Here is a 16,975-nt window from a genome sequence, read left to right as displayed (position 1 = left end):
AGCGTAATCGAAGGGTTTGAACCGCCGCGCACCCGTCACGCATCCGCCGCGCATCCATCGCGCATCCCTCCGCATTGACGGGATCTGTTAATCGAGTGGCCCCCGCCCCGCCTCCCTTCGTAACGTACGGATACCGCCCGCACCACTTACACCAGGGGTCCCCGCATGTCGCTCGCCTCCCTCAGACGCGCCACCCGCGAGAGCGTCTCCGGTCTCCCCAGCGCGTTCTGGTGGCTGTGGATCAGCACGCTGGTCAACCGCCTCGGCGCGTTCGTCGCCACGTTCATGGCCCTGTACCTGACCCTGGACCGCGGCTACTCCGCCTCGTACGCCGGCCTGGTCGCGGCGCTGCACGGCCTCGGCGGCGTGGTCTCGTCCCTCGGGGGCGGGGTGATGGCGGACCGCCTGGGGCGCCGCCCGACCCTGCTGATCGCCCAGCTCTCGACGGCCTTCTCGGTCGCCCTGCTCGGCTTCGTCACCGATCCGGTCGCCATCGCCGCCGTCGCCTTCCTCGTCGGCGCCGCGAGCAACGCCTCGCGCCCGGCGGTGCAGGCGATGATGGCGGACATCGTGCGCCCGGAGGACCGGGTCCGGGCGTTCTCCCTCAACTACTGGGCGCTGAACCTGGGGTTCGCGGTCTCCTCGATGGCCGCGGGGCTGATCGCCGAGGCCAGCTACCTCGCCGGGTTCCTCATCGAGGCGGGGATGACGTTCGCCTGCGCGATCGTCGTCTTCGTCAAGCTGCCCGAGTCCCGGCCGACTCGGACGAAGACGGCGGCCGAGGAGAACGTCTCGCTCGCCACGGTCGTCCGCGACCGGCGGTTCATGGCGCTGGTCGGGCTGTCGTTCCTGGTCGCGCTGATCTTCCAACAGGGCTCCGTGGGGCTGCCGGTGGCGATGGGCGAGGCCGGATTCTCGCCGTCCGACTACGGGTTGGCGATCGCGATGAACGGCATCCTGATCGTCGTCCTCCAGATCCCGGTCACCCGCTTCATCGAACACCGCGATCCCATGCGCCTGTTGGTCATCTCCTCGCTCCTCGCGGGGTACGGCTTCGGCCTCACGGCGTTCGCCGGGTCCGTGGGGGTCTTCGCGCTGACGGTCTGCGTCTGGACCCTCGCCGAGATCGTCAACGCCCCCACCCAGACCAGCCTCGTCGTCCGCTTCTCCCCCGCCCACGGCCGTGGCCGCTACCAGGGCATGTACTCCCTCTCCTGGTCCGCCGCCGCCCTCGTCGCCCCCCTGATGTCCGGCCTCGTCATCGACCACTTCGGGGCGGACTGGCTGTGGGGGGTGTGCGCGGTGGTGGGGACGGCCGCGGGGGTGGGATATTGGCTGCTGATGCGGCGAATGCCCCTGGAGGACAAGGGAGTTGAGCGATCCGCCGACGCGGGGCACAGCAGTGACAGGACGACGTCCGTCTGACGGGAGCATCCGTGTTCCACCTCCGCTGGCACGACCTTCCCGGCGCCGCCCGTGAAGCGGTGGAGCGGCACACCGGCCCAGTCCTGAGCGCGACCCCGGAGCGGTCCGGCGTCCTGGCGCTCACCGCGACAACTCCCGTGTTCATCAAGGGAGTTCCGGACGACCGCGTCCAGGTCCACCTCCACGACCGCGAAGCCGCCGTCAACCCCTGGCTCCCGGCCCTCTGCCCCCGCCTCAAGTGGCGGGTGCGGGCCGGGGGTTGGGACCTCCTCGGGTACGACCACATCGACGGCCGCCCGGCCGCGTACACCCCCGGCTCCCCCGATCTCCCGCCGGCGGCACAGGCGTTGCGGGAACTCCAGAACTGCCCCGCCCCGGCGTCGAGTTGCGTCGTGCCGAACGGCGCTGGGCCGCGTGGGTCCGCGACGGCGACGTCCAACTCCTCGCCGGAACCACCCTGTTGCACACCGACCTCGCCCCGGACGACGTCCTCGTCACCGGCGGGCGCGCCCACCTCGTCGACTGGACGCAGGCCACCGTCGGGGCCGCGTGGATCGACCCCGCGCTGCTGATCCTCCGCCTCATGGAGGCCGGGCACGGCGCGCGGGACGCCGACGCCTGGGCGCGGGAGCAGTTCGCGTCCTGGGCTGCGGCGCCGCGCGCCGGTGTGGGCGTGTTCTCCGAGGCCAACTCCCGTGTGGAGAACGCGAGAAGCGGACGCGAGGGGGTGGCGCGGGCCGCCGGGGAGTGGGCGCGTTACTGGCGCTCGGCCCCGCCCCGGTAGAGCGCGTTGATCTCGTCCTGCGGAAGCTGGTTCGCGGCGTAGGTGAAAGTGCCCTGTTCCATCAACTCCCGCGCGGCATCGGCCAGTTGCCGGTACATCGCGCGGACGATACTGCCGCCCACCGTGACCCTCCGCACCCCCAGTTCCCGCAGCTCCGCCATCGTCAACTCCCCGCCGGTCAGGCCCATCACGACGTTCAACGGGCCGTCGATCCTCTTCACCAACGCACCGATGGTCGCCCCATCCGCCGCACCCGGCACGAACGCGCAGTCCGCCCCCGCCCCGAGATACGCGTTCGCCCGACGCACCGCCTCATCGAGAGTGCCGCCGGTGAGTAGGACGTCCGTCCGCCCGACCAACGCGAACGGCCTACCACTCGCGTCGATCGCCCCGCGAGCCGCACGAATGCGGTCCACCGCGAGCGCCGCGTCATACAACGGGGCGCGCCGGTCCCCCGTGAAGTCCTCGATATTCCCGCCCGCCGCACCAGCCCCCAACGCCAACTCAACGGTCTCCGCGACAACTTGAGGCGCCCGCCCGTACCCATCCTCCAGATCCGCACTCACCGGCACCCCAACCCCGGCCGCCATCTCCCCAACCCGCCCCAGCACCGCCGCCCGCCCCAAACGCCCCCCGCCATACCCATGATCCGGCCTGCCCAACGAGAACGCGATCCCCGCACTCGTCGTCGCGATCGCCGGAAAACCTGCGGACTCCAACAGACGTGCGCTACCGACATCCCACGCGTTCGGCAACAGGAAGCAGCCGTCCTTCTTGTGCGACTCGACGAATTCGAGCGCGCGTCGATGCTTCTCGGCGTCCATGTGACCCTTTCTTTCCCGCCCCTGAGGCAGAGCCCCCTTGAAGCGATCACGGCTGAGACATGCGCAGGTGGAAGGGCGCTCCCGGAGTTGTCGGGGCCCAGCCCTGGTCCAGTGCGCGTTCCACGGCACCGGCGACATCGGACGGCCGTACGCCGACGGCCTCGGCGCCGAGCCAGTTGCCGGGGTGCGGTCGCCCCGTCGTCACCACCAACACCGCGCCCGGGGAATCGGCGTGCTCCACGACGTACGTGCAGGGCGTCCACAGGAGCCCCCGGGCGTACGTCGGCCTGCGCCGCAGATGCCATCGGTAGGACACCCCGGCGACCACGATCCGGCGGGTGCCTTTGCGGGGCAGGGTCATGGGGGCTCCTGGTCGGTCGGTCCACGTCAGTATCGCGTCCCAGGCGTCCTTAAGAAGCCCGCCCCGCAGCCGTCGCCCCAACCCGCACACGCCGAACGCCCCCGCCCGGCATTCCCTGGGCGAGGGCGTTCGACACAGCTACCTCAAGACGAGCGGAGGCTCACTCACCGAGCCGCGTGGCCGAAGCGGTCGCCCGTGGCCGGGAGGCCGCCCGCCCCCGGCTGGTAGACCGTGGCCGGAGCGACGGTTCCGCCCGCGGTCACGTTGGAGAGCGGCAGGGAGTAGAGGGTGCCGTGGGTGGAGGGCCCGAACGGCAGGCCGACGTAGAGGTTCGTGCCGGTGTACCAGAGGCTGGAGCCGAGCTGCTGGTTGGCACCCGGCGTGCCGGGGATGCCGTCGCCGTCGCCGACTTCGAGCCAGCGGTCGGCGGCGCCGGGGGCGCCGAGGAGGGAGAAGGTCTGGACGGCGCCCGCCTTGGCGGTGGAGCCGATCGCCTCGCCGGGAACGCCGACGGCCAGCTTCAGCGTCGCCGCCGAACTGACGGCCTTGGGCGCGGTGTTGACGGCGGTCAGCGTGGACCCGAAGAGGTCGCCGGACTCGGAGGTGCCGGAGACGTCGTCGTCGGCGGTCCCGGAGGAGTACCCGTTGAGCTGCGTGTAGGTACCGGCGGGGGTGATCCGGAACGTCAGCACGCCCCCGGTGTCGACGCTGTTGGTGCCGCTGATGTCGAGGTCTTCCCCGGGCGAGCCCACCGCGAGGATGGAGTCGGTCGCGGAGGCGGCCCCGGACGGCCGGTAGGAGACGATCGCGAGGGCCTTCCCGAAGAGGTCCCCGGGCTCGGCGCCGCCGCCGACGGTGTCGAGGTCCTGGTCGAGCCCGAACAGCGCGGTCGGCCGCTTCTCGGCGTTGAGGACGTTCGGGTTGAACACGGCCAGGTTGCCCGCGTTGGCGTCCGCCCCGATCGTCTCGTTCGGCGCGCCGACCGCGAAGTGGTTGGAGCCGGCGGCGAGCGTGCTGCCGAACGCGTCGTTCGCCTCGATGGCCCCCGGCACGCCGAGGCTGTCCTGGTGGACGGAGACGTTGGTCGAGCCCTGGAGGTAGAAGACCGAACCGGCCTTCGCGGCGCCCGCCAGCGCCTCGCCCGGGTTGCCGATGAGGACGTACGGCTCACCGGCGTTGGTGACGGCGGCGGCCACGGCGTCGCCCATCCGGTCCCCGGTCTCGGGCGCGGACGCCTTGATGGACCCGTTCCCGGCGCCCTGCTGGTAGTTGGCGTCCTTCAGGGCCCCGGTGCCGAGCCCGCCGGGCGCGCCGTAGAGGAGGTCGGTCATACCGGCGTCGGTGGCGTCCCCGAGGTCTTCCCCGGGCGTGCCGACGACGAGGTCGGTGCAGCCGTCCGCGTTGTAGTCGACGGTGGCGAGGGCGTCGCCGAAGCCGTCGCCCGCCTCGGCGCCGCCGTTGACCCAGTCGAGGTCCTGCTGGATCTCGGCGGTGCCCTTGCCCCCGCCGTAGACGATCCGCACGGACCCCGCGCCCGCGTCCCCGCCGACGGTCGCGCCGGGGTCGGCGATCGCGATGTCCTCGACGCCGTCGCAGTTGAAGTCGGTGGCGCGCGGCGCGCCGACGGTCGACGTCACCCAGGCGGCGATGTCGTCGACGCGCGCGACGATCCCGCCGGTGCGGGTCTCGGCGGCGTCGACACCGAAGCAACCGCCTTGGAAGGAGCGGCTGTTGAGACCGACGAGCTGTCCGCCCCGGACGACGGGACCGCCGGAGTCACCCTGGCAGGCGGCACCGCCGACACCGGTGACGGAAGCGGTACCGCTGCCAGCAGAGTCAACCGTCAGCGTCCCCGTGTGCAGCTTCAGCGGCACCCACTCGGACTTGGTCCGCCCGTACCCGGCGTACGTCAGCTGCTCGCCGGCCGTGGGCGCGGCGGTCGAGACGACGGCCGGTGTGACCCCGGCGACGGGCTTGTTCAGGCGGGCGAGGACGACGTCCCGGTCGGTGCGCGGGACGAGTTCGACGACCTCGCGGACGGCGCCGTCGGTGCCGGAGAGGTCGGTGCGGCCGATCGTCGCGACCGTCTTCTGCGCGGGCTTGCCCGCGGGCACGGTCAGCGCGGACGCCGGGTCGGCGGCGAAGCAACTGGCCGCGGTGAGCAGCCACTCGGTGTCGACGAGGACGCCGGAGCAGCCGCGCGCGTAGTCGCCGACGAGGATCTGGGCGGTGTAGCCGTACGTGGTGCCGGTCGCGGGCGTGCCGCCGACGGCCGACGCGGTGGGCGCGGCGCACAGCGCGACCGGGCCCGCGAGCAGGCCCGCGGCGAGCGCGGTCATGCGCAGGGAGAGGGGTCTGGGTCGTGTCATGGCGTGTGTTTCCTCAGAGCTCGAGAAGGACTGGAGTACAGGGGTGGTGCGGTTACTTCGAGCTCCTGATCTCCACGAGCATGTGCTCCCGCCCCTGCTCGTCCGCGCTCTGCCCGACCGGGGTCCAGGTGTTCTTCTCGACGTCGAAGGACTTCTCCTCCGTGCCGACGGTCATGTCGACCTGGGTGGTGTAGTCGTTGCCGCGCACGCCGTAGACGGCCGGGATCTCCAGGGTGAGCCAGCCGGAGGTGCCCTTGACGTCGAAGCAGATCTTGTCCTTGTCGTGCGCCCAGACCTCGAGCTGCCCGGTGTCCGTGGCGCAGTCGGCGAGGGTGATGTGCCCGTCGCCGCGCTTCAGGACGATGTTCTTCTCCGCGAGGATCTTGTCCGCCTGCGGATAGGCGTACTTCTCGACCGCGTATCCGGGGGCCTCGTCGGCCACGGAGGCGACCGAGGGGCCCGCCTCGCCGGCCTCTCCGGAGTGCGCCGAGGCGCCGATCGCGAGCCACGCCACAGCCCCCGCCGCCATGGCGGCGCCCACGATGCGCCTGATGGTTCTTTGCAACTTCATTAATGTCCTCGTGTTTGGTTTCCGGGTGAATGCAAGTTCCCCGGGGAGGACATGGAAAAGGCGGCGAAAACGCACGAGTCCTCCCCGTCAGAACTCGCACCCACGGCGGATGTCATCCAAGACCGCACGCCGAACCCCTGTCCAGAGCACGGGATGTGACGTTCGGCACGCTCAAAGAAATGTGAAGGTCCGTTTGTGCAAGTTTGGTAAACAAGCGGCAATCGACGTCCGATATGCGAGCCCGGCATTGACTTCGATCATGGCGCGTGCTTTACCTATGCCGGAAAACTCAAAAACACCGGAAGGGTGATTCCTTTTGCCTCCCTCTTCTTTGTGGAGCAGACGCCGAGTCCTCACCGCCGTCGCGGGCGTGGCCGCCGTACCGGCCCTCCCCTCGATCCTCACGCTGACCGCCACCCCGGCCGCCGCTGCCGACGAACCGGCCGACACCGGGCTCCCGGACACCGACCGGGGCAGGGCCGTGTGGGCGTACAAGACCGGCGGGCGCGGTGTCCGCGAGGCCGCCGCTGCGGCGCTGCTCGGCAACACGGCCGCGGTCACCGCGTTCCTCACCACCGAACTCCCCACCCGGCGTGCGGAGGACAACCGCGTGGGCCTGCTGTCGGCCCTCCCCTACGCGGGCAGGTCGGTCCAGAGTTCGGCCAATACGGCGTTGTCGGCGGGGGATGACGCGGTATCGGCCTTCCTGGACGGCAGCTACACGGCCGCCGTCAGCTCCGACCTGCGCGCCTCGGTGCTCACGGTCATGAACAACAGCGGCGCGGCGGTCAAGCGCGCCGGCACCAAGGCCCTCGACACGGGCACCGACACCGCGCTGCACACCTTCCTGGACGACGGCCAGTTCACCGCGCAGGCCGAGGACGAGCGCGTCGCCGTCTTCTCGATCCTGTCCACCGCCTCCCCCGAGGTCGCCAAGTACGCCCAGCGGGCCCTGGACGACGGCTCGCCGGCCGCGATCCGCCAGTTCCTGATCTCGGGTCAGTACATCGCGCGCGCCCGTGACGAGGAGTCGGCGACGATCGACCAGCTCGTCGCGATCGTCGAACGCGAGGGCAAGCGCGCCCAGTTGCAGACCGAGCAGGCCGTCGCCGCCTCCGACAAGGCGAAGGAGGCCGCCGAGAAGGCCAAGGCCGCCGCGCTGCGGGCCGCCGACGAGGCCGCCGCCGCCAAGGACGACGTCGCGAAGTCGGCCCGCGCCGCCAACGCCGCCGCGTCCGCCGCGAAGGGCGCCGCCAGCGCCGCAGCGACGGCGATCTCGGCGTCCCGTGTCGCCCAGGCCGCCGCCGGCCGCGCCACGACCGCCGCCCAGGCCGCCGCCTCGGCCGCCGCCTCCGCCGGCAGCGCCGCCTCGCGCGCGTACGGCGCCGCGATCGCCGCGTCCAAGGACGCCTCGAAGGCGTCCGCCGCCCGGCAGGCCGCCGAGGGCGCCCGCAACGCGGCGAGCAAGGCCAGGACCGCCGCGAAGGCCGCCGACCAGGCGCGGGCGGCAGCCGCCGCGTGCGACTCGGCCGGGGCCGCCGCCAAGTCCGCCGCGAACAACGCGGCCGCCGCCGCGAACGCCGCCGCCCAGGCCGCCGCGTCCTCCGGCGTCGCCCAGGCGCAGGCCGCCCGCGCCCGCGCGGCGGCCGCCGAGGCGAATGCCGCCGCCGCGCGCGCGACGGCCGCCGCGAACACCGCCTCCACCCTCGCCGGACGCGCCGCCGCAGCCGCCGCCGTGGCCCGCGACGCCGCCAACTCCGCCGCCGCGCACGCCGAGAAGGCGGCAGCCGCGGCCGACGACGCCGCCGCGCACGCCGGTCAGGCCGTCGAGTACGCCAAGCGCTCCACGGAGTACGCGAACGCCGCCGTCGACGCCGCCAACACCGCCGCGAACGCCGTCAAGGAGGCCCAGGAGGTCGAGAAGGCCGCCCGCGCCGCCGAGACCGCCCGCATCGAGGCCGACACCGCGATCGGCGTCGAACTCGCCCGCCAGGCCGCCAAGGAGGAGGCCGCCGACCTCGCCAAGGTGGACCGCGAGCGCACCCAGGCCGACCGCACCTCGTCCGAGATCAAGGACCTGGTCGCCGCCGCCGAGGCCGCCGTCGCCGCCGGGGACACCGCCACGGCCGTCGACAAGGGCCGCCGGGCCGCCCTGCTCCTGCTGGACTCGGGCGGCTCCTGGACCCGGCAGGCCGCCGAGTACGCCCTGTCCGGCACCGAGTACGACGTCCTGAACTGGATCAACGCCGACCGTGCCCTCGCCGAGGGCCAGGACGACCGGGAGACCGTCGTCAGCGTCGCCGAGATCTCCCGCTCCTCCGTCGCCCAGGCCGCCGCCGACGCGCTCTCCTCCGCCGCCCCGGACGCCTGCCGCACCTTCCTGGCGACCGGCGCCGTCGAGGCCGCCCGCGCCGACAACCGCGTCCTGGTCTTCAACCTCCTCGGCGACAACCCGGGCGCCTCCGTCAAGGCCAAGGCCCAGGCCGCCCTGGACGACGGCAGCGCCGTCGCCCTGCACCGCTTCCTGCAGATCGGCCTCCCGGAGGCGATCAAGGAGGACGACCGGGTCGAGATCTTCCGGCTGCTGGCCAACGGCGGGCAGTACATGAAGTCGGCCGCGCAGATCGTGCTCGAAGGCCCGGCGCGGATGCAGCGCAACTTCGTCAGCCACGACCAGTACGACGTGGCCCGCCTCGACCAGGACGCCGCCGCGCACATCGCGGCGATTCGGGCGGCCATCGCGCACGCCGCGAAGGTCGCGGCGAAGGCCCAGCAGGACGCCGCCCTCGCCTCCAAGGCCGCCGCCGAGGCCCGCCAGGCCGCCGCCGAGGCGACCGAGTGGAAGAACAAGGCCGACGGGTACGCCGCCGACGCGCTGAACTCCGCCGCCGAGGCCAAGACCAACGCGGACGCGGCGGACAAGTCGGCCGCCGACGCCGCGCGCTCGGCGGCCACCGCCCAGCAGGCCGCCGCCGTCGCCCGTACGGCGGCCCGCACGGCGAACTACTCGGCGCGCCGGGCCACCGCCTCCGCGCGCCAGGCCGTCCTCTCGGCGTCCTCCGCGCAGGCGTCCGCGAGCGCCGCCCGCGCCTCCGCCATCCAGGCCGGCAAGGACGCCGCCGCCGCTGCCGCCGCCTCCTCCGAGGCCCAGCGGATCTACACGGCGAAGGTCGCCGCCGAGGCCAAGCAGCGGGCCATGGACGCGGCCGACAAGGCCCGGGGCTACGAGAGCGGCGGCACCAACCCGTCGCAGACGGCCGACAGCGACAAGCCCTGGTACGTCGACCTCGGGATCTGGCCGGACGACGTCACCAGCGCCAAGGAGTGGTCGACGGTCACCGGCCACTGGTCGACCATCGCCGGCGGCGGCGCGGTCGCCCTCGGCGTCGCCTCGCTGTTCTTCCCGCCGTTGGCCCCGGTCGCCTTCGGCGTCGGCGTCGCCTCCGTGGTCTTCCAGGGCGCGAGCGCGTTCCTCGCGCTCGCGGGCAACGACTGGAACTGGCAGAGCAAGCAGTTCCTGTCCGCGTTCGGCCTGTTCGCCCTCGGCGGCATCAGCCTCGGCATCGGCTCGTCCCTCGCGCGCGTGGGGCTCAACTACGCCGACGACGCGGTGAAGCTCGCCGACACGGTGGGTGGCAAGATCGCCGGTCTGGCCGGTGACGTGACGACCACGGTCGTCGGCCTGCTGACCTGGTAATCCCGGCACGAGAGGGCGAGGATCCACCCATGCTGACCGAGCACCTGTCCATGACCGGCTGGTGGATCCTCGCCGTCGCCTCGGGCGCGGCCCTGGGCCTGGCGTCCCTGACCCTGGCCGACCGGCGCAAGCCGGCCCACCGCGTCATCGGCGTGCTGGTGCCCGGCGGCATGGCGCTCTACCTGTGGGCGCAGGCGTCGTTCAGCTCCCTGGACAGCGGGCAGGCGCTGTTCTTCTACACCCTGATCAGCCTCAGCCTGGTGATCCTGCGGGCGGTCTACCACCCCTGGTTCAAACGCCAGTTCCGGCTGCGCGACGCGGGCGAGCCCATGGAGAACGCGACCACCCCTCAGGTGCTCCTGTTCATGGCGTCGTTCGTCGCCACGTTCGTCGGCGTCGCGTTCCTGGTGCACTGAACGCGCGCGGGGCCCGGCCCTCGGCATCCACCGAGAGCCGGGCCCCTCCGCTCAGCTCAACCGCACTGGCACGGACTGCCGGACTGGCACCCGCACCCGCACCCCGAACCGCACCCGCACGCCCCGATCAGCATCAGGTTCCTGATCTCGGCGGGCTGCTCGGTGGGCGTTTCCTGGGTGGGGTCGGGCGACGTGCTGGGGGATTCGGCCATGGGTCCCTCCTCGACGCAGGTACACCCATGGCAACGGACCGCTCACCCCGCGCACAAGGGCGCGCCGAGGGCGCACGAGAGTACGGCTACGCCTGGATCTCCGGCGGCAGGTCCTGCTGGATCTCGTCCGCGTGCTCCCCGGTGACGAGGAAGACGACGCGCTTGGCGACGGCGACCGCGTGATCGGCGAACCGCTCGTAGTAGCGGCCCAGCAGGGTGACGTCGACGGCGGTCTCGATGCCGTGCTTCCAGCGGTCGTCGATCAGGTGCTGGAACAGCGTCCGGTGCAGCAGGTCCATCGCGTCGTCGTCCGCTTCGAGCTGGAGCGCGAGGTCGACGTCCTTGGTGATGATGCACTCGGCGGCCTTGGCCATCAGGCGCTGGGCGAGCTGGCCCATCTCCAGGATGGTCGCGTGCAGGTCGCGCGGCACGGCCCGCTCGGGGAAGCGCAGCCGCGCCAGCTTGGCGACGTGCTGGGCGAGGTCACCCGAGCGCTCCAGGTCGGCGGACATCCTGAGCGACGTCACGACGATCCGCAGGTCGGTCGCGACGGGCTGCTGCCTGGCCAGCAGCGCTATCGCCTTGGCCTCCAGGTCGTGGTGGAGCTCGTCGACCTTCTTGTCGCCCTCGATCACGTTCTCGGCCAGGTTCAGATCGGCGTCGAGGATCGCGGTCGTGGCGCGCCCGATGGCCGAGCCGACCAGCCTGGCCATCTCCACCAGACCGTCGCCGATCGAATCCAGTTCCTCGTGGTACGCGTCCCGCATCTGCGTTCCCTCGTTCCCTCTCGTGCCTCAGTCTCGCGCGCTTACAGTGACACGTTCGGCCGCTCACGCGTCGGTTTCCGTCATCCCAAATGAATCACTACTGGCTCCAAGGTGAACTCTGGGCGACGAGTCTCGCAGGTCACCCCTCGACGACTGTGGCGATGTCGCACCTCGTGCCTAACCTGAGGACATGGACGTGAACGCGGCGGTCGCCGCAGCGGCAGCGATCGCCGGGGTACTCACCGGCGTCATCGCCATGCTGGCGTTCCGCTGGAGCGAGCGCGACCAGAAGCGCCCCACCCGCACCTCCCTGCACACGGACCCGGTCCTCCCCCCGGGTGTGGACACGGTGCTGTCGGTCCTGCGCTCCTCGGCCGTCGTCCTCGACGAGGCGGACGCCGTGGTGAAGGCCAGCTCGGCCGCCTACGCGCTGGGACTGGTCCGGGGCGGGAAGCTGGCCGTGGAGCCGATGCTCCTGATGGCCCGCGACACCCGCCGCGACGGCGAGATACGCCAGGTCGAGCTGGACCTCCCGCGGCGCGGGACCGGGCGGGGCGAGGCCCTGGCCGTCTCCGCGCGGGTCGCCCCGCTCGGCTCCCGGCTGGTGCTGCTCCTGGTCGAGGACCTGACGGAGGCCCGCAGGATCGAGGCGGTCCGCCGGGACTTCGTGGCGAACGTCAGCCATGAGCTGAAGACCCCGGTCGGCGCCCTCTCCCTGCTCTCCGAGGCCGTCATGGACGCCTCCGACGACCCCGAGGCCGTCCAGCGCTTCGCGGGCCGCATGCAGATCGAGGCGACCCGGCTGACCAACCTCGTGCAGGAGCTGATCGACCTCTCCCGGGTGCAGAACGACGACCCGCTGGAGGACTCCGAGCCGGTCCGGGTGGACGAACTCGTCGCCGAGGCCGTCGACCGGTGCCGGCACCAGGCGGGCACGAAACAGATCACGATGGCCGCCGGGGGCGCCGCCGACCTGCGGGTCTGGGGCAACCGGGGCCAGCTCGCGGCGGCGCTCGGCAACCTCGTCGAGAACGCCGTCAACTACTCTCCCGCCCGCACCCGCGTCGGGATAGCCGCCCGCCGGGTGTCCGCGCCCGGCGGAGACCTGATCGAGATCGCCGTCACCGACCAGGGGATCGGGATCTCGGACAAGGACAAGGAGCGCATCTTCGAGCGCTTCTACCGCGTCGACCCGGCCCGCTCCCGCGCCACGGGAGGCACCGGTCTGGGCCTCGCGATCGTCAAGCACGTGGCCGCCTCGCACGGCGGGGAGGTCACGGTCTGGAGCGCCGAGGGCCAGGGCTCCACCTTCACCCTGCGACTGCCGGAGGCGGGCTCGGCCCGCGACCGGGCGCACCAGCACCCCGACCTGGACGGCGACGAAGCCGACCCCGAGGACCGGGCCGCTCCCTCTGAATCACCTTACGAACCGCTTCCCGCCCCGGAGGTCCTTCCGTGACCCGTGTGCTCGTCGTCGAGGACGAGGAGTCCTTCTCGGACGCCCTGTCGTACATGCTTCGCAAAGAGGGCTTCGAGGTCGCCGTGGCGGCCACGGGCCCCGACGGACTCGACGAGTTCGAGCGCAACGGCGCCGACCTCGTCCTGCTCGACCTGATGCTGCCGGGCCTGCCCGGCACGGAGGTCTGCCGCCAGCTGCGCGGCCGCTCCAACGTCCCGGTGATCATGGTCACCGCGAAGGACAGCGAGATCGACAAGGTCGTCGGCCTGGAGATAGGGGCCGACGACTACGTCACCAAGCCCTTCTCCTCCCGCGAGCTGGTCGCCCGCATCCGCGCGGTGCTGCGCCGCCGGGGCGAGCCGGAGGAGGTCACCCCGGCGGCCCTGGAGGCGGGCCCGGTCCGCATGGACGTCGACCGGCACGTCGTCACCGTCTCCGGCTCCAAGGTCGACCTCCCCCTCAAGGAGTTCGACCTCCTGGAGATGCTGCTCCGCAACGCCGGCCGCGTCCTCACCCGCATGCAGCTCATCGACCGCGTCTGGGGCGCCGACTACGTCGGCGACACGAAGACCCTCGACGTCCACGTCAAGCGCCTGCGCGCCAAGATCGAACCCGACCCGGGTGCGCCTCGCTACCTGGTGACGGTCCGGGGCCTCGGCTACAAGTTCGAGCCGTAGAAAGCCCCACCACGACGACGAGGGCGGCACCCCCAGCTCGGGGGTGCCGCCCTCAGGCGTGTCCGGGGCGGCTCAGTGGCCGGTGCCCGTGGAGGGGGACTCCGAGGTCGCCGGGGCGTGGGAGGACTCGGAGCTGCCCGACGCCGGGGACTCGGACGGGTTCGGGGACTCCGAGGGGCCGGCGGAGGCGCTGCCGGAGTCACCGGAGGCGGACGGCTTCGGGACGGACGTCGGACCCCAGTCGCTGTAGAAGCCGGTCGCGGGGACGACGAACGCCTGGAGGCTCACGTCACCGGCGTCGCTGAAGGTGAAGGTGATCTTCTGGGCGTCGCCGTTCTTGACGGCGTCACCGGGCTTGTCCAGGACGGCGGAGGCGTTGTTCGGGCCGCCGATGACGACCGAGCCGCCGGCCGGCACGACCAGGCTGCCCTTCTTGCTCGCGGTGTCGTCCTTGCCCGGCGTCAGCACGGCGGACAGGCTCGTGCCGTCCACGGTGACACCGGTGAGGGTCTGCGCGGTGGTGCCGGTGTTGAAGACGGTCGCGGCGATCGCCGCCGGGCCCTCGGCGCCCCGCTCGGGCTGCGTGATGACAACCGCGTTCTGGATCTTGATCACGCCCACGGTGACAGCCGCGTTGTCCGGCTTGATCTCCAGGGTCTGGCTGTTGTTTCCGGCCGCACAGCCGGCGAGCGTGGCGATCGAGAACGCGAGGGCGGAAGCGGCGAGGGCGCCGCGTCGAAGGCTGCTGCTCACGGCGGCGGCAACTCCTTGAACGCACGGGCGACTCTCCATATAAAGCCGCCCTAAGGGTCAGTCAGCGCCCTCAGCGTATCCACCCACGCACAACGCCCCACACCCGACCCGCCCCTTGAGCGCCCCGACCCCCCGAAGGACCCGTCCGCCCCACCAGCCACCCCCGCCCCACTCGCCCCCTGGGTCGCATTGGCCACTTCGTGTACCCCTCGCATTCACATAACCCCCTCGGGGCCCGCGCGATGGATTTTGGAACTCCGAATGCGCGGGGGCGGGAATTCGATCATCGGGGTGGGCGGGGATGTTCGATGATCAATTCCGGAAACGTCGAAGACCGGCCACGTGACGCCGAACGGAGTAGCGGAAGTCGCACACCAGGAAGGGGACATATCGGGACGTTAGGCCGCGTTGACGCGGTTCCGGATGCGTGTAACGTACGCGTTTCACCCCCGCCGGACAGCCGCTCCGACCTGCGAATACCCGCTTCCGGACCCCTTCCCCAGCACGTTCCTGTTGCTGTTGTCAAGCCCCGAGATATGCCCTGACCTGCGAAAACGCCATTCAGGAACCGTCGTTTCCGTGTTACCCTGGATAGCCACGGAAGGGGTACCTGTCACATGACGTTCAAGGTTGGCGACACCGTGGTCTATCCCCATCACGGGGCCGCGCTGATCGAGGCCATCGAAACTCGCCAGATCAAAGGCGTGGACAAGACCTACTTGGTGCTGAAGGTCGCCCAGGGTGACCTGACGGTACGTGTGCCAGCGGACAATGCGGAGTTCGTCGGCGTACGTGATGTGGTCGGTCAGGACGGGCTGGACCGGGTCTTCGAGGTCCTGCGCGCACCGTATGCCGAGGAGCCCACGAACTGGTCGCGCCGTTACAAGGCAAATCTGGAGAAGCTCGCCTCCGGCGACGTCATCAAGGTCGCGGAAGTCGTCCGTGACCTGTGGCGCCGCGAGCGCGAGCGCGGACTCTCCGCCGGTGAGAAGCGCATGCTCGCCAAGGCCCGCCAGATCCTGGTGAGCGAGCTGGCCCTCGCCGAGAACACCAACGAGGACAAGGCCGAAGCCCTGCTCGACGAGGTGCTCGCCTCCTGAGCACTGAGCCCCTCCGTCCGGAGTGACTCTCCCATCGACATGCCGCGGTGCCCGATGACGTATTTCCCGTCGCCGGGCGCTGCGGCATGTTCGTGTCCCCAGCGCCGTACGCCGAACCCCGGGGTCCCTGAAAAACGGGTCCCGTAAAAGACTCCGGAAGGATCCGGTACCTGTCGAGGTCCCGGGCTCCCGCTCCCGGCCCGCGCGTCACGGAAGGGGCAGGTCGAGGTGGGGGGTACCCGGCACTCCTCCCAGGCCATACCCACGTAGGTCGAGCACACAAACCTGACAGGAAACATGTCTGACGAATCACACTCCCCCAGGGCGGCCGTCCGCACCGCCGCGGTGATTCCGGCCGCCGGACGCGGCGTCCGGCTCGGCCCCGGCGCCCCCAAGGCGCTGCGCGCGCTGAACGGCACCCCGATGCTGATCCACGCCGTGCGCGCGATGGCCGCGTCCCGCGCGGTCTCCCTGGTCGTCGTCGTGGCCCCGCCCGACGGCGCCCCCGAGGTCCGCTCCCTGCTCGACGCGCACGCGCTGCCCGAGCGGACGGAGTTCGTGGTCGTGCCGGGCGGCGAGACCCGCCAGGAGTCCGTGAAGCTGGGCCTCGACGCGCTGCCGGACGGCTACGACATCGTCCTCGTCCACGACGCGGCCCGCCCCCTCGTCCCCGTCGACACCGTCGACTCGGTCGTCGAGGCCGTCCGCGAGGGCGCCGTCGCCGTCGTGCCCGCGCTGCCCCTCGCCGACACGGTCAAGGAGGTCGAGCCGGCTGAGGGCGCGCCCGAGCCCGTCGTCGCCACGCCCGTGCGCGCGCGCCTGCGGGCCGTGCAGACGCCGCAGGGGTTCGACCGCAAGGCGCTGGTGCACGCGCACGAGACGGTCACCGAGGACGTCACGGACGACGCGAGCATGATCGAACAGCTCGGCGGGACGGTCGTCGTCGTCCCCGGGCACGAGGAGGCGTTCAAGGTGACGCGCCCGCTGGACCTGGTCCTCGCGGAGGCGGTCCTGGCGCGCAGGAGGGCCAACGATGGCTTCTGAGTTCGTGCTGCCCCAGGTCGGCATCGGCACCGACATCCACGCCTTCGAGGAGGGCCGCGAGCTGTGGTGCGCCGGCCTCAAGTGGGACGGCACCGGCCTCGCGGGCCACTCCGACGCGGACGTCGTCGCGCACGCCGCCTGCAACGCCCTCTTCTCGGCGGCGGGCCTCGGCGACCTCGGCCAACACTTCGGCACCGGACGCCCGGAGTGGTCGGGTGCATCCGGCGTCACGCTGTTGACGGAGGCCGCGCGGATCGTGCGGGACGCCGGTTTCGTCATCGGGAACGTCGCCGTCCAGGTCGTCGGGCCCCGCCCGAAGATCGGCAAGCGGCGCGAGGAGGCCCAGAAGGTCCTGTCGGACGCGGTCGGGGCGCCGGTGTCGGTGTCCGGGGCGACGACGGACGGGCTGGGATTCCCGGGGCGGGACGAGGGCCTGATGGCGATCGCGACGGCGCTGGTGGTCCGTAAACCCTGAACAACAGCGGTGTTTTTCCGCCGCCTTCTCCCACTACCCTT

The 16,975-nt window shown here is 71.8% G+C and carries 15 protein-coding genes; 9 read left to right on the top strand and 6 right to left on the bottom strand.

Features of this window, described 5'->3' with window-relative positions; translation table 11 throughout:
* Nucleotides 1-165: 165 nt before the first annotated feature.
* Both IAG44_RS22410 and IAG44_RS22405 read left to right on the top strand, forming a co-directional pair.
* Nucleotides 166-1,425 carry an MDR family MFS transporter gene (locus IAG44_RS22410; protein WP_187748850.1) on the top strand — a complete coding sequence of 420 codons (1,260 nt, stop codon included), beginning with the start codon at nt 166-168 and terminating at the stop codon, nt 1,423-1,425.
* Between the two features lie 385 nt (nt 1,426-1,810).
* Nucleotides 1,811-2,209 carry a phosphotransferase gene (locus IAG44_RS22405; RefSeq protein ID WP_187748849.1) on the top strand — a complete coding sequence of 133 codons (399 nt, stop codon included), beginning with the start codon at nt 1,811-1,813 and terminating at the stop codon, nt 2,207-2,209.
* On the opposite strand, the gene IAG44_RS22400 is transcribed toward IAG44_RS22405, so the two are convergent.
* The 4 genes from IAG44_RS22400 to IAG44_RS22385 form a co-directional block, all read right to left on the bottom strand.
* A complete protein-coding gene (locus tag IAG44_RS22400; protein WP_187748848.1) occupies nt 2,182-3,033 on the bottom strand; it encodes an isocitrate lyase/PEP mutase family protein in 852 nt (283 codons plus the stop codon). The two genes, IAG44_RS22405 and IAG44_RS22400, sit on opposite strands and share 28 nt — an antisense overlap.
* A gap of 46 nt (nt 3,034-3,079) precedes the next feature.
* Complete coding sequence (locus IAG44_RS22395) at nt 3,080-3,394, bottom strand: hypothetical protein (protein ID WP_187748847.1); 315 nt, start codon at nt 3,392-3,394, stop codon at nt 3,080-3,082.
* Between the two features lie 164 nt (nt 3,395-3,558).
* Complete coding sequence (locus tag IAG44_RS22390; RefSeq protein WP_187748846.1) at nt 3,559-5,763, bottom strand: trypsin-like serine protease; 2,205 nt, start codon at nt 5,761-5,763, stop codon at nt 3,559-3,561.
* 52 nt (nt 5,764-5,815) lie between these two features.
* On the bottom strand, nt 5,816-6,334 hold the full coding sequence (locus IAG44_RS22385; protein ID WP_187748845.1) for a hypothetical protein: 519 nt from the start codon (nt 6,332-6,334) through the stop codon (nt 5,816-5,818).
* Nucleotides 6,335-6,650: 316 nt separating this feature from the next.
* Here IAG44_RS22385 and IAG44_RS22380 point away from each other — a divergent pair, with 316 nt between their 5' ends.
* Both IAG44_RS22380 and IAG44_RS22375 read left to right on the top strand, forming a co-directional pair.
* Nucleotides 6,651-10,031 carry an ALF repeat-containing protein gene (locus IAG44_RS22380; protein WP_187748844.1) on the top strand — a complete coding sequence of 1,127 codons (3,381 nt, stop codon included), beginning with the start codon at nt 6,651-6,653 and terminating at the stop codon, nt 10,029-10,031.
* A 29-nt stretch (nt 10,032-10,060) separates the two neighbouring features.
* Nucleotides 10,061-10,447, top strand: coding sequence for a hypothetical protein (locus tag IAG44_RS22375; protein WP_187748843.1), 387 nt, complete (start codon nt 10,061-10,063; stop codon nt 10,445-10,447).
* A 298-nt stretch (nt 10,448-10,745) separates the two neighbouring features.
* Here IAG44_RS22375 and phoU read toward each other — a convergent pair whose 3' ends face one another.
* The gene (gene phoU / locus IAG44_RS22370) at nt 10,746-11,426 is read right to left on the bottom strand and encodes a phosphate signaling complex protein PhoU (protein ID WP_187748842.1); all 681 of its coding nucleotides are present in this window, start codon (nt 11,424-11,426) and stop codon (nt 10,746-10,748) included.
* 190 nt (nt 11,427-11,616) lie between these two features.
* Here phoU and phoR point away from each other — a divergent pair, with 190 nt between their 5' ends.
* Both phoR and phoP read left to right on the top strand, forming a co-directional pair.
* Nucleotides 11,617-12,885 carry a two-component system sensor histidine kinase PhoR gene (gene phoR / locus IAG44_RS22365; RefSeq protein ID WP_187748841.1) on the top strand — a complete coding sequence of 423 codons (1,269 nt, stop codon included), beginning with the start codon at nt 11,617-11,619 and terminating at the stop codon, nt 12,883-12,885.
* 5 nt (nt 12,886-12,890) lie between these two features.
* Complete coding sequence (phoP, locus tag IAG44_RS22360; RefSeq protein ID WP_018568744.1) at nt 12,891-13,562, top strand: two-component system response regulator PhoP; 672 nt, start codon at nt 12,891-12,893, stop codon at nt 13,560-13,562.
* A 72-nt stretch (nt 13,563-13,634) separates the two neighbouring features.
* On the opposite strand, the gene IAG44_RS22355 is transcribed toward phoP, so the two are convergent.
* Nucleotides 13,635-14,315: a copper chaperone PCu(A)C gene (locus IAG44_RS22355; RefSeq protein ID WP_187748840.1), complete on the bottom strand. Its 681-nt coding sequence runs from the start codon at nt 14,313-14,315 to the stop codon at nt 13,635-13,637.
* A gap of 617 nt (nt 14,316-14,932) precedes the next feature.
* Here IAG44_RS22355 and IAG44_RS22350 point away from each other — a divergent pair.
* The 3 genes from IAG44_RS22350 (at nt 14,933) to ispF (ending at nt 16,934) form a co-directional block, all read left to right on the top strand.
* Nucleotides 14,933-15,415: a CarD family transcriptional regulator gene (locus IAG44_RS22350; protein WP_003953493.1), complete on the top strand. Its 483-nt coding sequence runs from the start codon at nt 14,933-14,935 to the stop codon at nt 15,413-15,415.
* Nucleotides 15,416-15,712: 297 nt separating this feature from the next.
* On the top strand, nt 15,713-16,459 hold the full coding sequence (gene ispD, locus IAG44_RS22345; protein ID WP_187748839.1) for a 2-C-methyl-D-erythritol 4-phosphate cytidylyltransferase: 747 nt from the start codon (nt 15,713-15,715) through the stop codon (nt 16,457-16,459).
* Nucleotides 16,449-16,934 carry a 2-C-methyl-D-erythritol 2,4-cyclodiphosphate synthase gene (ispF, locus tag IAG44_RS22340; RefSeq protein WP_187748838.1) on the top strand — a complete coding sequence of 162 codons (486 nt, stop codon included), beginning with the start codon at nt 16,449-16,451 and terminating at the stop codon, nt 16,932-16,934. Before ispD ends, ispF begins: the two co-directional genes overlap by 11 nt.
* The last annotated feature ends 41 nt before the right edge of the window (nt 16,935-16,975 follow it).

The sequence above is a fragment of the Streptomyces roseirectus genome, assembly GCF_014489635.1.
Taxonomy (GTDB): Bacteria; Actinomycetota; Actinomycetes; order Streptomycetales; family Streptomycetaceae; genus Streptomyces; species Streptomyces roseirectus.
Note: the sequence above shows the minus strand (reverse complement) of the source record. Positions and strands in the feature narration are given on the sequence as shown.